At 73.6% G+C, this 13,750-nt stretch carries 11 protein-coding genes and 1 pseudogene; 7 read left to right on the top strand and 5 right to left on the bottom strand.

All coding sequences use genetic code 11. The annotated features are described in order from the left end of the window. Window positions 1–410: 410 nt before the first annotated feature. Window positions 411–1,418: pseudogene (locus tag ACFXGN_RS19625) on the top strand (isopenicillin N synthase family dioxygenase); the annotation flags it as partial. A gap of 155 nt (window positions 1,419–1,573) precedes the next feature. Here ACFXGN_RS19625 and ACFXGN_RS19620 read toward each other — a convergent pair. After that, window positions 1,574–2,674 carry a citrate synthase 2 gene (locus ACFXGN_RS19620; protein WP_384860585.1) on the bottom strand — a complete coding sequence of 367 codons (1,101 nt, stop codon included), beginning with the start codon at window positions 2,672–2,674 and terminating at the stop codon, window positions 1,574–1,576. 249 nt (window positions 2,675–2,923) lie between these two features. Here ACFXGN_RS19620 and pdxH point away from each other — a divergent pair, with 249 nt between their 5' ends. Beyond that, window positions 2,924–3,562: a pyridoxamine 5'-phosphate oxidase gene (gene pdxH, locus ACFXGN_RS19615; protein WP_384860948.1), complete on the top strand. Its 639-nt coding sequence runs from the start codon at window positions 2,924–2,926 to the stop codon at window positions 3,560–3,562. Window positions 3,563–3,820: 258 nt separating this feature from the next. After that, the gene (locus ACFXGN_RS19610) at window positions 3,821–5,161 is read left to right on the top strand and encodes a PAS domain-containing protein (protein WP_384860582.1); all 1,341 of its coding nucleotides are present in this window, start codon (window positions 3,821–3,823) and stop codon (window positions 5,159–5,161) included. Window positions 5,162–5,345: 184 nt separating this feature from the next. Here ACFXGN_RS19610 and ACFXGN_RS19605 read toward each other — a convergent pair whose 3' ends face one another. Then, window positions 5,346–6,101, bottom strand: coding sequence for an SIS domain-containing protein (locus tag ACFXGN_RS19605; RefSeq protein WP_351781154.1), 756 nt, complete (start codon window positions 6,099–6,101; stop codon window positions 5,346–5,348). Window positions 6,102–6,295: 194 nt separating this feature from the next. Between ACFXGN_RS19605 and ACFXGN_RS19600 the strand changes: the two genes are divergently transcribed. The 4 genes from ACFXGN_RS19600 (at window position 6,296) to ACFXGN_RS19585 (ending at window position 9,816) form a co-directional block, all read left to right on the top strand. Further along, window positions 6,296–6,985, top strand: a complete 690-nt coding sequence (locus ACFXGN_RS19600; protein WP_351780915.1) for a metal-dependent transcriptional regulator — start codon at window positions 6,296–6,298, stop codon at window positions 6,983–6,985. Window positions 6,986–7,602: 617 nt separating this feature from the next. Continuing rightward, window positions 7,603–8,487, top strand: a complete 885-nt coding sequence (locus ACFXGN_RS19595) for an alpha/beta fold hydrolase (protein ID WP_384860578.1) — start codon at window positions 7,603–7,605, stop codon at window positions 8,485–8,487. A 463-nt stretch (window positions 8,488–8,950) separates the two neighbouring features. After that, window positions 8,951–9,481 (top strand): DUF6232 family protein, encoded by a 531-nt coding sequence (locus ACFXGN_RS19590; protein ID WP_384860945.1) that lies wholly within the window; start codon window positions 8,951–8,953, stop codon window positions 9,479–9,481. Then, window positions 9,478–9,816 (top strand): hypothetical protein, encoded by a 339-nt coding sequence (locus tag ACFXGN_RS19585; protein WP_384860575.1) that lies wholly within the window; start codon window positions 9,478–9,480, stop codon window positions 9,814–9,816. The genes ACFXGN_RS19590 and ACFXGN_RS19585 overlap by 4 nt, the downstream gene beginning before the upstream one ends. A gap of 270 nt (window positions 9,817–10,086) precedes the next feature. Here ACFXGN_RS19585 and ACFXGN_RS19580 read toward each other — a convergent pair whose 3' ends face one another. The 3 genes from ACFXGN_RS19580 to ACFXGN_RS19570 are packed head-to-tail and all read right to left on the bottom strand — an operon-like array spanning window position 10,087 to window position 13,640. Next, complete coding sequence (locus tag ACFXGN_RS19580) at window positions 10,087–10,842, bottom strand: hypothetical protein (protein WP_384860572.1); 756 nt, start codon at window positions 10,840–10,842, stop codon at window positions 10,087–10,089. Further along, a complete protein-coding gene (locus tag ACFXGN_RS19575; RefSeq protein WP_384860569.1) occupies window positions 10,839–11,393 on the bottom strand; it encodes a hypothetical protein in 555 nt (184 codons plus the stop codon). Before ACFXGN_RS19575 ends, ACFXGN_RS19580 begins: the two co-directional genes overlap by 4 nt. A 6-nt stretch (window positions 11,394–11,399) precedes the next feature. Next, entirely contained in the window at window positions 11,400–13,640 is a 2,241-nt protein-coding gene (locus ACFXGN_RS19570) for a glycoside hydrolase domain-containing protein (protein WP_384860566.1), read from the bottom strand. Window positions 13,641–13,750: the final 110 nt, after the last annotated feature.

Below are 13,750 nucleotides of genomic sequence, written 5' to 3'. Positions count from 1 at the left end.
TAAGGACCTCCGCCCTCCGCCCGACATCTGGTCCGGCCCGCGACCGTACGCCCCGCCCCGCGACCGTACGGCCCCGACCACGGCCCTGGTCCCGGCCCGGCCACGCCCCCGGCCCGGCCACGCCCCCGGCCCGTAGGCCCCCGGCCAGGCCCGTCCCGGCCCCGCCCGAGTGACCCGGGCCACAGTCACGCCGGGCGGGCCGCAGTAGGCTGGTCGCATGTCAACGCTCGTACGCCGTCGCCACGTGGACTTCGTCCGCGTCACGAGCATGAGCTGTCGCCGCTCCGTCTGACCCGAGGGCACCACCGAGCCGCCCCGGGTCCCCCAGAGCCCCAGCCGACCGGCACCCGCGGCCCCCGCCCCACCCCTGGCGGCAGCCCCGGGCACCCGTACACCCCGCGGACACCGTCATGACGCACAGCCCGTACATCCCGCAGCTCCCGATCGTGGACCTCTCCGCCGCCGACCGGGGCCCCCAGGCCCGCCGACTGCTCCACGCGCAGCTCCACTCCGCCGCCCACGACGTCGGCTTCTTCCAGCTCGTGGGACACGGCGTGACCGAGGCCGAGACCCGCGCCCTCACCTCCGCCACGCGCGCCTTCTTCGCGCTGCCCGAGGAGGACCGGCGCGCCCTGGACAACATCAACTCCCCGCACTTCCGGGGCTACACCCGCGTCGGCGACGAACGCACCGGCGGCTCCCGCGACTGGCGCGACCAGCTCGACATCGGCGCCGAACGCCCCGCGCGCGCCCCCGCCCCCTGGGAAGCCCCCTACTGGTGGCTCGAAGGCCCCAACCAGTGGCCCCGGGCCCTGCCCGGGCTGCGCACCGCCGCCCTGCACTGGATCGACCGGCTCGGCGGGGTCGCCGACCGGCTGCTGCGCGAACTGCTGGCCTCGATCGGCGCGTCCCCCGACTTCTACGACGACGCCTTCGGACCGCGCGCCCACCCGCACCTCAAGCTGGTGCGCTACCCCGGTGGCAGCGGCGAGGGCGACGCCCAGGGCGTCGGCGCCCACAAGGACTACGGCTTCCTCACCCTGCTCCTCCAGGACGAGGTCGGCGGGCTCCAGGTCCAGCGGGAGGACGGGGAGTTCCACGACGTGCCGCCGCAGCCGGGCGCCTTCGTGGTCAACCTCGGCGAACTCCTCGAAGTGGCGACGAACGGGTATCTCCTCGCCACCCGCCACCGGGTCGTGTCACCGCCCGGCACCACGGAGCGCTACTCCGTGCCGTTCTTCTACAACCCGAGGCTCGACGCCCGCGTCGCCCCGCTCGACTTCCCGTACGCGTCCACCGCGCCCGGCGTCACCGCCGACCCGGCGAACCCGCTGTTCGCCGAGTACGGCCGCAACGAACTGAAGGGCAAGATGCGGGCCCACCCGCTGGTGGCCGCCCGCCACCACGCGGACCTCCTCCTGCACCCGGAGACGCACCCCGAGACGCACCCGGAGACGCACCCGGAGACGCACCCGGAGACGCACCCCGAGACCCTCGGGGCACACCCCGGGACGCACCTCGGGACGCACCTCGGGGCGCGCCCCGGGGACGACCCCAGGACGCACCCCCGGGCTCAGCCCGCGATGTCGGCGTAGCCCTCGATCTCGCGCGGGTCGCGCTGGCCGGGGCCCGTGTAGCGGGCCGACGGGCGGACCAGGCGGCCGGTGCGCTTCTGCTCCAGGATGTGCGCCGACCAGCCGGCCGTCCGCGCGCACGTGAACATCGAGGTGAACATGTGCGCCGGGACCTGCGCGAAGTCGAGGACGATCGCCGCCCAGAACTCCACGTTCGTCGCCAGGACCCGGTCCGGGCGCCGGTTGTGCAGCTCTTCCAGGGCCGCCTTCTCCAGCGCCTCCGCGACCTCGAAGCGCGGCGCGGACAGCTCGCGGGCGGTGCGCCGCAGCACGCGCGCGCGGGGGTCCTCGGCGCGGTAGACCCGGTGGCCGAAGCCCATCAGCCGCTCGCCCCGGTCGAGGGCCTGCCGCACGTACGCGGTGGCGTCACCGGTCCGCTCGATCTCCTCGATCATGCCGAGGACGCGGGAGGGCGCGCCGCCGTGCAGCGGGCCGGACATCGCGCCGACCGCGCCGGACAGGGAGGCGGCCACGTCGGCGCCGGTGGAGGCGATCACGCGCGCGGTGAAGGTCGACGCGTTCATGCCGTGCTCGGCGGCGGAGGTCCAGTAGGCGTCGACGGCCTTGACGTGCTGGGGGTCGGGCTCGCCGCGCCAGCGGACCATGAACCGTTCGACGACCGACCCGGCCTTGTCGATCTCGCTCTGCGGGACCATCGGGAGGCCCTGGCCGCGCGCGGACTGGGCGACGTACGAGAGCGCCATCACGGCCGCGCGCGCGAGGTCGTCGCGCGCCTGCTCGGCGGAGATGTCGAGGAGCGGCCTGAGGCCCCAGACGGGCGCGAGCATCGCGAGCGCGGACTGCACGTCGACCCGGATGTCGCCGGAGTGCACCGGGATCGGGAACGGCTCGGCGGCGGGCAGACCGGGGTTGAACGCGCCGTCGACGAGGAGGCCCCAGACGTTGCCGAAGGACACGTGGCCGACGAGGTCCTCGATGTCGACCCCGCGGTAGCGGAGGGCGCCGCCCTCCTTGTCCGGTTCGGCGATCTCCGTCTCGAACGCGACGACTCCTTCGAGCCCGGGTACGAAGTCGGACATCAGGCGGCTCCTCTAATCGATGATCGATCAACCGAGTGCTGGTCGATGGTCGGGTCCCAACAGTCGTCCAGCCCCAGATTCTGTACGGTTCCGATGATGCGGGGAAGCGTGACATCCGGCACACTGCGCCGATCCGGCGACTGAGGGTTGACGCCGGGCGGTGCCGGGCAGAATGAGGCGCTGCCGCACAATGAGGCCGTGACCGATCCCGTGACCGATCCCGCGCCCGACGCCCCGGATCCCGCCGACATGCGCGAGCAGTACCGCACCACGGAGCTGTCCGCCGAGGACCTGGCGCCCGAGCCGATCGGGCAGTTCACCCGCTGGTTCAAGGAGACCGCCGCGAGCCCGGCGGTCCACGAGCCGAACGCGATGGTCGTCTCCACCGCCACCCCCGACGGCCGCCCGTCCTCCCGCACGGTCCTGCTCAAGCACTACGACCGGTCCGGCTTCGTCTTCTTCACCAACTACGGCTCCCGCAAGGGCACCGAGATCGCCGCCAACCCGTACGTCTCGCTGCTCTTCCCCTGGCATCCGCTGGCCCGTCAGGTCGTCGTCACGGGCCGCGCCGAGCACATCGGACGCGACGAGACCGCCGCCTACTTCCGCACCCGGCCGTACGGCTCCCAGCTCGGCGCCTGGGCCAGCCGCCAGTCCTCGGTGATCGGCTCCCGCGAGGAACTCCTCGCCCGGTACGCGGACCTCGCCGCCCGCCACCCCGAGGGCACCCGGGTGCCCGTCCCGCCGGAGTGGGGAGGCATCCGGGTCGTCCCCGACGCCGTCGAGTTCTGGCAGGGCCACGAGAACCGCCTCCACGACCGTCTCCGCTACGTCCGCGAGGGCGGCCCCGGGGGCGAGACCTGGCGGGTGGAGCGACTGGCACCCTGAGGAACCCCTGCCCCCGACCCCTGACCCGCGCTCCCCGCCCGCGACCGGAGGCACCCTTACGGGTCCGGACGCACCCTTACGGGTCCGGACGCACCCTTACGGGTCCGGACGGCCCTCGCGGGGCTCCGACCTGACAGACCCGTCCGGCGCGGGAGGCCCGCCCTACCCTGATTCGTTCCTTCGATGCGACGATTCACCGGAAGGTGATGTGCCCTGCGTCACGTTCCAGTTGAATGGTCGCAGCATGGGGGGTGGGGGATGAGCGCATTCACGGGGTCCGCGAGCGACACCGCATCCGTTCCCGGAGCGGGGGCCGACCTGCTGGCCGCCCTGCTCGACGGGATGGACGCGGCACTCTGCGCCTTCGCCGCCGACGGAACGGTCACCCACTGGAACCGCGAGGCCGAACGCATCCTCGGCTGGACCGCCGCGGAGGCGGTCGGCCGCCGGGGCTTCGAGGGCTGGGCCGCGCGCAGCGCCGACGCCGAGGACATCCTCCGGGGACTCATGGGCGTCATGAACGGCCCCGGACGCCAGGTCCTCGAACTCGCGCTGCTCCGCAAGGACGGCGGCCGGGTCCTGGTCCGCAGCCAGGCGGCGGGCGTGCGCGGCGCGGACGGCGCCCCCGCGGGCGTGTACTGCGCGTTCAGCGAGGTCCACGTCCAGCTCGACCTGGAACGCTCGGTGGCCCTCAGCGAGGCCCTCTTCGACGGCGCGCCCTGGGGCGTCGTCCTCGTCGACGCCGACCTGCGCCCCGCCACGGTCAACGCGCACGCGGGCCGCGCCCTCGGCACCGGCCGCACGTCCCTCCTGGGCCGCCCCCTCGGCGATGTCGTCGTGCACGGCGCCGAGGAACTGGAGGCCGCCCTCCAGCACGTCCTCGCCGAGGGCACCCCGTCCGCGCCCGCCGAGGTGTGGGTGACGCTGCGGACCCCCTCGGGGGAGCGGCGCCGGTGCTGGCGCAGCGGCTTCCTGCGGCTGTCCTCGCCGATGGCGGAGGAGCCGGTGCCGCTCGGGGTGGCCTGGCTGTTCCAGGACGTCACCGAGGAGCGGCTGGCGGCCCGCGAGGCGGACCGGCTGCGCTTCCGGTGGAGCCAGCTGCACCGGGCGGGCGCGGCGGCGGCCGAGTGCGAGGACCCGGCGGAGGCGGCGGCGGTCCTGCTGGACTTCGCGCTGGCCGGGTTCGCCGACCACGCCCTCGTGGACCGGCCGGCGGGCGAGCGGCGGCTGACCCGGACCCTCACCACCCCGGCGTCCACCGCCCCCGGCCCGGCGTCCCCGGTGGTGGGCGGCGGCATCCCGCTGCGGTACGGGCCCCGGCACCCGGCGCTCCAGGCCTGGGACCGGGTGGGCACGGTCCGGGCCAGCGCGGGCCGTACCGCCGAGGTGTGGGCGGAGGCGCACCTGTGGCCGGGGGACGCGGCGCACGCGGTGTGCGCGGTGCTGCGCTCCCGGGGCCGGACGCTCGGTGTCGTCACCTTCCTGCGGGCCGCCTGCCGCCCGGCGTTCGAGCGCGAGGACGTGGTCTTCGCGGAGGCGGTGGCGTCGCGGGTGGCGGCGGCCCTGGACCTCGGGACGGACCGGGGGCCGGGGGCCTGACGGCACGGCGGAGCCCGGTGCCGGGGTCGGCACCGGGCGGGTCCCGGCCGGGAGCGGCTGGTGGCCGGTCCGCTACGGCCGATGGCCCGGTCCGCTACGGCCGGGGGTCCGGTCCGATCCGGCTGGTGACCCGGTCCGGTGCGGCTCGCGGTGCGGACCGGCTGGTGGCCCGGCGCGGCCCCCGTCAGTGCCGGTAGAAGATCCGGTCGCCGTACTCGGTCATGACCCGGCCGTTCCACTCGTGCCCGCCGTCGACGTTCCCGGAGCGCAGCAGCGGCGGCTCGATGCCGCGCCGGACGAGCTCCTCGGCGGCGGCGGCCAGGGTGGCCTGCATGAGGGCGCTGGTGACGACGGTCGAGGCGGGGGCGAAGGGGGCCTCGATGCCCTCGTGGCTGAGTTCGGCGTCGCCGACGGCGATCTTCGAGTCCAGGACGATGTCGCAGTGGTCCTTGAGGTACGTGCCCGAGACGTGCCGGGACTTCGTCTCCGTCGCGTAGGCCACCGAGGTGACGCCGATGACGGTGAGGCCGAGCGCGCGGGCGTTCATCGCCATCTCCACGGGCAGGGCGTTGCGCCCGGAGAGGGAGATGACGATCAGGACGTCCCCGGACTTGGCGGGGGAGGAGTCCAGGACCGCGCCCGCGAGGCCGTCGACCCGCTCCAGGGCGGAGCCGAGGGTGGCGGGCATGACGTCGACGCCGAGGACGCCGGGGACGACGAGCAGGTTCATCAGGGCCAGGCCACCGGCCCGGTAGACGACGTCCTGGGCGGCGAGGGAGGAGTGGCCCGCGCCGAAGGCGAAGAGGCGGTTGCCGTTCTCGACGGCCCCGGCGATCGCGGCGCCCGCGGCGGCGATCTCGGCCGAGTCGCCGTCCCTGACCTGCTGGAGCAGGCCGATCGCGGCGTCGAAGAACTGTCCGGCCAGCTTGCTCTCGCCCACGCTGTCGCCCATTCCAGAAGCTCCTTCTCGTCGCCGTGGTGTCGCCGTCGTGTCATGGTCGTGCCCTGGTCGCCGCTCACGGTGCGGTCTGGACCATTGCTCTGTCAATACCGCCGGAGCCGGTACGGTCCGGTTGTCGGCGTGATGCGTCAGAATTGGTGCAGGGCCAGCGCACGACTCATCGAGGGGCACGTATGTCCGGACTGATCGACACAACGGAGATGTACCTCCGCACCATCCTCGAGCTCGAGGAAGAAGGTGTGGTCCCCATGCGTGCCCGGATCGCCGAGCGGCTCGACCAGAGCGGCCCCACGGTGAGCCAGACGGTGGCCCGGATGGAGCGGGACGGCCTGGTGGCCGTGGCCAGCGACCGGCACCTGGAGCTCACCGAGGAGGGCCGCCGCCTCGCCACCCGCGTCATGCGCAAGCACCGCCTCGCGGAGTGCCTGCTGGTCGACGTGATCGGCCTGGAGTGGGAGCAGGTCCACGCGGAGGCGTGCCGCTGGGAGCACGTGATGAGCGAGGCCGTGGAGCGCCGCGTCCTGGAGCTGCTGCGGCACCCGACGGAGTCGCCGTACGGGAACCCGATCCCGGGTCTCGAGGAGCTGGGCGAGAAGGCGGAGGCCGAGGCCTTCCTCGACGACTCGATGGTGTCGCTCGCGGACCTGGACGCGAGCGAGGGCAAGACCGTGGTCGTGCGGCGGATCGGCGAGCCGATCCAGACGGACGCCCAGCTGATGTACACGCTGCGCAGGGCGGGCGTGCAGCCCGGCTCGGTGGTGTCGGTGACGGAGTCGGCCGGTGGTGTCCTGGTGGGCAGCAGCGGTGAGGCGGCGGAGCTGAACGCGGAGGTCGCGGCGCACGTGTTCGTCGCGAAGCGCTGAGGACGCCGTCCTCCCGGGGGTGTCCCGCCGGTCGCCGGAAGGCCGACCCGGCGGGACACCCCTTTCGCCGTTCCGGGACCTCTGGCCGTTACGGGGCACTCTGGTGGGTCCGGGACCTCTGGCCGTTACGGGGCACTCCGGCGGGTCCCGGCACTCCGGCGGGTCCGGGGGGCCGGTGGGCATCGGCGGGCGCGGGTGTTCGAACGTTTGAGGTGGGGTGGCGGGTGTGCGCCCCGGTTTACGCCGGAATGGGCCACGGCCGCCTCCTCGGCGTGCCAGGCTGGGGCGAGAGGTGCGAGACCGGGAGGGGTGGGGCCGTGCGGCGAGTGCTCTCCGTGTGCCCGACCGGGCCCGCCCCGGAGACAGAAGGCCCCGGCGCCTCACGGCGCCGGGGCCTGCCCTCCCCTTGCCTGACCTGGAGCCCCGAGCTCCCGAGGTCAGTCCCCGCGGACCGTCTTCCCCGAGCGGTCCGCCTCCCGTTCAAGATCTCCCCTCGGCGGTGGCGGCCAATCCTTGAGCCCTGTCACTCGAACGAGGGGTGTTGTGTGGCAGGAGCGCATTTTCGAATGCGAGTTCGATAGTCTGGCGTGGTTCGACGGAAAGAGGGGGTGCCAGGGATGGCGCGACGGCTCGACGTCAGCGGAGCCGACGGCGTGCGGCTGGCGGCCTGGGACCTCACACCCGGGGACGGGGCTCCCCGGACCGGCCCCGGGGTCCTGCTGCTCCACGGGCTGATGGGTCACGCGGCCCACTGGGCCCCGGCCGTCGCCCGTCTCGCGGCCGGACCCGGGCCCGGCGACGGTCCGCGTCCGTGCCTCCGGACCGTCGCCCTCGACCAGCGCGGCCACGGGTCCAGCGACAAGCCCGCCACCGCCCCCTTCACCCGTGAGGCGTACGTGGCGGACGCGGCGGCGGCCGTCGAGCAGCTCGGGCTCGGCCCGGTGACCCTCATCGGGCACTCCATGGGGGCCCTCACCGCCTGGCAGCTCGCCGCCGAGCGCCCCGACCTCGTCCGCGCGCTCGTCATCTGCGACATGCGCGCCTCGGCGCTCGGGGCGGCCTCGCAGCGCGAGTGGCGGGACTGGTTCCCGCGCTGGCCCGTGCCGTTCGCGTCGCTCGACGCCGCCCGCCGCTGGTTCGGCGCGGAGGACCCGTGGGTCGAGCGGCCGAATCCGGCCCGGGGCGCCTTCTTCGCCGAAGTCCTCGTCGAGCACCCGGACGGCTGGCGCCCGGCCTTCGACCCGGAACAGATGCTGGCCTCCCGCGAGACCTGGGTGCACGACGCCCACTGGGACTCGCTCGCCCAGGTCCGCTGCCCCACCCTCGTCGTCCGTGGCCTCGACGGCGAACTGGGCCGCGCCGAGGCCCAGGAGATGGTCCGGGTGCTGCCCCACGGGGCGTACGCGGAGATCCCCGACGCGGGCCACCTCCTCCACTACGAGCACCCGGAGGCCTGGCACGAGGCCGTCGCCCCCTTCCTGCACGGCGTCCTGACCCCCTGACCCCGGACGGCCCCACGGCCCGCACAGTGGCGCGATCCACCGCCCGGCAGTCCTGAACTCACCTTGTGGGAAAGGTGGTTCGGGAGCGTAATGAGTGCCACGCCGCAACGGTTCCAGCTCGGGGGGAAAGATGGGGACGTCCGAAGAGCCACCGCCGAGACCGACGCACGAGCCCGCGCCCGCGCCCGCGCCGCCACGGGCACCCGCGCCGCGCGGCTCCGGTCCGTCCGGTCCGTCCGGTCCGGCCTCCTCGTCCGGTCCGGCTCCCGCCCCGGCCTCCGGCCCCGCCCCGGCGTCCGATTCGGCCCCCGCCTCCGGTCCGGCCCCCGGCCCGGTCCCCACGCCACCGGTATCGCCCCCGGCCCCGGCCCCGGCTCCCGAGCCGCCGGGGGCCGCGCCGGCCCCGCCGTCCGCCCGTGCGCAGGCGTCCGCCCCCCGACCCGGGGTCCCGCCGCGCCAGGGCCTGGTCATCAGCAAGCGGCTGCTCTGGGTGCACGGGGCCGCGTATCCGCTGGAGAACATCGTCCGCGTCTACACCTTCCAGCTGAGACCGCGCCGGGGCGAGGCGTTCGCCCGGTTCCTGAAGCGCGGCGGCTTCACTCTGCTCCTGATCCTGCTCCTGACGTGGATCGGGGAGTCGACGGGCGGCGGCTACGGATCGTCGTCCTCCGGGATCGACGACTTCCTGGGGTTCGCCCTCCTCGTCACCGGGTGTCTGTTCGTCTACTTCATCGGCGACATGCTCGCGGTGGTCTTCGCGATGAGCCACCCCGTCCTCGCCGTGGAGACGAACGGCCGGTCCACGGCCCTGGTGACGGGGCGGCGCGACTATCTGAACGGTCTGGTGCTCACCATCGCCGAGGCGATCGACCGGCCGGACGCGGAGCTCCACGCCACGGTGGCGTCGCTGGCGATCAGCAACTACGGCAACTACCACTTCGGCGACTCGGTCAACATCTACGGCGGCAGCGGGCACACGGGGGTGGCGCGATGACGGGCGGCGACCAGCACTTCGGGGACGTGGTCAACATCCACGGCGGCCAGCACCACCAGGGCATCGTCCACCATCACCACGCCCCGCCGCCCACGATCCAGGAGACGCTGAAGGCCGTCGCCGACCTGGCACGGGCGCTGCGCGGCGAGGTCCCCGAGGAGGACCGGGCCTCCATCGACGCGGCGCTGCCGGTCCTCGCGGCCGAACCGGCCGCCGGGCCGGGCGCGCAGCGCCGGTCGCTGATGGCCCTCGCGGCCGTCGCCGTGGCCCTCGGCACGGTCGGCCAGCCCCTTCTGGACACCGTCCGGGCCGCCCTCGACCTCCTCGGACGCTGAGCGGGCCCGCCCGGCGGCCGACGGCCCGGCGGAGCCACCGGTCGCACGAGCGGCCAGATCCCGACACGGCCAGAGTCCTGGCACGGTCAGAGGCCCGACACCGGCCAGAGGCCCGACACGGCCAGAGTCCCGACGAGGCCAGAGCCCCGACCGGAGGTCACGGAGCCCCCGGACCGCCCCACCACCCTCAGGCCCCGGACACCCAGGACGCCCGGGACATCCCGGACACCCAGGACGCCCCTGACGCCCGGGACAACCGGGCCCCCCCCGTCAGCGGTAGCGGGCCGCTCGGCGCAGTCGGGCCGGGGCGGTGACGTCCGGGAGCGTGCCCGCGCCCGCGCCCGGGGTCCCGTCCCAGGAACGGACCGTGGCCGCGACCCGTTCGAGGCGCCCGTCCCCGGGCCGTACGGCCAGGTGGAACAGGCCCTCGTAGGGGCGCCGCCCGTCGCCGCCCCAGCGGACCAGGCCCTGGGTGTCGGCGAGGACGTCCCGGAGGGTCCGTTCCTGCGCGGCGGTGAACGCGCCCCGGACGCCCGGCGGATAGGAGCCGGGGCGGACGACGACGGCGGTGCCGGACGCCTGGTTCGACTCGGGCCGCCGCCCGTCCCGTACGGACGAGGGCGCGACCCAGCCCACGAGCGCCCCGGGCTCGTCGCGGCCGAGGGCGTCGATCTCGTAGTGGAAGCGCCGGACCACGTGCACCAGGAGCGTCCCGGCGTCGCCGGAGCGCAGCGGGACGCTCAGGCCCGTGCCCGGCACGGAGGTGGTGACGATGTCGCCGTCCTCGTCGGTGACCTTCTGCATCTCCCAGCCGTTCGCGGAGGGCCGGCCGGTGTGGACGCGCCGCCGCCGGGCCTCGGCGAGGCGCAGCGCCTCCGCCAGCCGCTCGTCGCGGAGGCCCGGCGGGAGGGCCGGGGCGGCGGCGGCGGGGGAGGCGAGGAGCCCGGAGGCGCCGAATCCCGCGGCGGCGGTGACGCCTGCGGTGGCGAGCAGGGTCCGCCTGCGGGTGATGCCGGTGTGGGTCAACGGATCGGCCTTTCTTCCGGATGGGCGCCGTGGGCGCCGTGGACGTGCCGGGTGGACGTGCGCTGCTTGCGGTGCAGGAGGGCCGCCGTCAGGGCGCCGAGGAGGGCGAGCAGCAGCAGGACGGCGAGGGTCGGATTGACGAAGCCGGGGACGACGACGGTGTAGTCGCGCCCGTCGGAGACCTCGCAGACGAGCCGCAGGGGGAGGAAGTCCCCCCGGCGGCCCACGAGGGCGGGCAGCCCCGGGGGCCGGTGCCGTTCGCACCGCGCGGCCTGTTCCCCGTCCTCCAGGAAGAGGACGTGCAGACAGCCCCAGAGGTAGAGGGCGAGGCCCGCGGCCACCGCGAGGAGCGACGCGTCCCGCCACGCCCGCGCCGGGGTGTACCGGCGGCGGGCGCGCGGGGCGAGGCGGGAGCCCAGGAAGGCGGTGAGGCCCGCGAGGACCGCCGTCCCGCAGAACAGGACGGTGAGCAGCACGCCGAAGTCGTGCCCCGCCCACGGGTCGGCCGGGACGGCGACGGTGACGGCGGCGGTGACGACGGCGGCGGCCATGGCGGCTCAGGACTCCCGGATGATGCGGTTGTACTTCTCGAAGATCGCGTAGAGCGGCTGGCGCAGCGCGTTGTCCGAGACCGCCTGGTCGCCGGAGCCCTGGTAGCGGCGGAGGATCTCGGAGGTCTCCGCGGGGGTGTAGTCGAGCGCGGGGCGCCGCATCGGGGTCTCCGCGATGTCCCCGGCCTTTCCGTCGGCTCCCCAGATGTGCATGTACGGGACCATGCCCACGTTGAAGGCGTTGTCCTTGTTGGACTTCTGCCACATGGTCCAGCGGTGCCCGTCGTCGAGGTGCTGCATCAGCTCGCCCTCCAGGAGCCCGGCGTTGATCGCGTTGTTGCGCGCCAGGATGCAGGTGCGGCCCGAGATCTTCGCGACGCCGGTGCTGCTGTCCACGAGCCGGGAGACACCGGGCAGGTCCTTGCCCCAGTCGGGGATGACGCCCGTGTGGTAGAGGCCGACGCCCGCGTCCTCCACCATGTCCTTGAGGCTGTAGTGGCAGAACTCCCAGAACGCCGAGGTCTGGACGAGCGCCTTGCGCATCCGGAACATGCGGACGGAGGAGCTGATCGTCGCGTCCTGGTTGATCATGACTTCGCCCAGGCACTGCTCCACGGTGTAGATGCGCGGGCCGCCGGGCCGCCCGATCGACGCCATGTACGCCTGGATCTCCGACAGGAGCGCGTCCCAGTACGACAGGTTGAAGCCGATGTCCTGCTTGAGGGAGGGGCGGGGCAGGAAGTCGCCCTGGCCGGTGTCCCAGCCCGTGGCGATGTTGTTGTCGATCTCGATGGCGCCCGCGCCGGTGCCGATCGTCTTGGTGGCGATCTGGTCGAAGGCCCACTTGTCCGGCATCGGGTAGCCGAGGTTGCCGGAGAAGCCGGACGACATGTCGGACACGAAGCAGGAGTCCGCGTAGTTCTTCCCGGTCACCCGGGCGCAGACGTTGCGGGGCCCGTACACGCCGATCTTGTACGGGCTGCCCAGCTGGGTCATCGTGGCCCGGACGCTCTCGAAGTACGGCAGGACGTGCGAGGTCACCTCGTCGTCGACGGCGTCGTAGTCGACGGCGAAGTAGATCCGGGCGCCGTTCTTGAAGCCGTGCTCCTGCGCCTTGTAGACGGCCGTCATGACGTCGGTGAAGCCCTGCTTGGTGGTGTAGTAGTCGACCGACCGCGCCCACGTCTGGTAGATCGGGAAGCAGCGCAGCCCGTACGCCTTGATGGTGTCCAGCTCGCCCGGCTGGATCTCCTTCTCCGGCAGCGTGGTCGCGGGGTTGTAGAGGTAGCGGCCGATGTACAGGTAGCCCGCGTCCTTGAGGCTCTGCGCACGGGCCGGGGTGATCTTCGTGATGCCGTCGCAGGCCGTGCCGGGCCGGGTCTGGTCGCCGTACGAGACGAGCAGCGAGGCCCAGGTGCGGAAGTCGCCCCGGCCCGTCATGTCCAGCTGCATGAACTCCTGGAAGGCCCGGACGTTGGTGGCGACGGACGAGGTGAAGCTGTCGGTGAAGGTCGTGGGGCGCTTGTTCAGCTCCATGGCCGCCGTGAACAGCTGCACCCACACGCCGGTGGAGCCGACGTCCAGGACGCGGGTCTTCAGACCCGCCTGCGTACCGGGTCCGAAGGCGCCGTTGGCGACGCCGTCGGCCATGCCCAGCTCGTACTGGATGGCGAACAGCATCGACTTGGCGACGTCCCGCGAGTGGTGCCCGTCGCACGGGATGATGAAGAAGTCCTTGCGCTGCGTGTACTGGCCGTTCAGCCAGCGCTGGACCGCCCGGACGTTGTTGGAGCCGTTGTTGACGCTCACGTACGCGTCCATGTTGAACAGGCCCTTGATGACCTTCGGCTGGAGGCCGGTGCCGGGGAAGGCGTAGGTCACGCCCATGTGGTCCTTGAGCTGGGAGACCGCCGCCCTGACGCGCGCGTTGTACTGGCCGTCGATGTCGCCGCCGTCGTAGCCCTTGCAGTAGAGCGCGGACTGGATGATCCGGCAGAAGTTCCCCGACGGGACCGTGTTCTCGTCGATCTGGCCGTACTTGGTCTGGATCGTGGACAGCGTGGTCGGGCCGAAGCTGTTGGACAGCGGCGAGATGTTCATCTCGTACTGGAGGGCCCGGGTGAGGGCGTACATCACGGTCCAGCCCGTGCGCCCGTTCTCCTCCAGCTTCGGTATCCCGAGCAGGGAGCCGTCCATATAGGTGAGGTTGATGAATCGCTGGGCGCGGAGCACCATTTCGTCAGCCATCGGGTTCCTTCCAAGTCAACGCCGGGCACCACCGACGCTGGAAGACCCTAGGACCGGGAACGGGCGCCCGGCCGTCCCGGCCGTCCCCGGGACGGCCGGGACGCGCCCCG

Origin of the sequence: Streptomyces sp. NPDC059247, assembly GCF_042754005.1 — a bacterium.
Lineage (GTDB): Bacteria > Actinomycetota > Actinomycetes > Streptomycetales > Streptomycetaceae > Streptomyces.
The sequence above is the reverse complement of the archived record's forward strand: the minus strand, read 5'-3'. Positions and strand labels throughout refer to the sequence as shown.

What these genes read in the sequence shown, in the direction of transcription:
- ACFXGN_RS19620 (WP_384860585.1), bottom strand. Translation starts at nt 2,674, where the DNA reads ATGTCCGACTTCGTACCCGGGCTCGAAGGAGTCGTCGCGTTCGAGACG.
- ACFXGN_RS19585 (WP_384860575.1), top strand. Translation starts at nt 9,478, where the DNA reads ATGACGGGCGGCGACCAGCACTTCGGGGACGTGGTCAACATCCACGGC.
- ACFXGN_RS19600 (WP_351780915.1), top strand. Translation starts at nt 6,296, where the DNA reads ATGTCCGGACTGATCGACACAACGGAGATGTACCTCCGCACCATCCTC.
- ACFXGN_RS19570 (WP_384860566.1), bottom strand. Translation starts at nt 13,640, where the DNA reads ATGGCTGACGAAATGGTGCTCCGCGCCCAGCGATTCATCAACCTCACC.
- ACFXGN_RS19575 (WP_384860569.1), bottom strand. Translation starts at nt 11,393, where the DNA reads ATGGCCGCCGCCGTCGTCACCGCCGCCGTCACCGTCGCCGTCCCGGCC.
- ACFXGN_RS19595 (WP_384860578.1), top strand. Translation starts at nt 7,603, where the DNA reads ATGGCGCGACGGCTCGACGTCAGCGGAGCCGACGGCGTGCGGCTGGCG.
- pdxH (WP_384860948.1), top strand. Translation starts at nt 2,924, where the DNA reads ATGCGCGAGCAGTACCGCACCACGGAGCTGTCCGCCGAGGACCTGGCG.
- ACFXGN_RS19610 (WP_384860582.1), top strand. Translation starts at nt 3,821, where the DNA reads ATGAGCGCATTCACGGGGTCCGCGAGCGACACCGCATCCGTTCCCGGA.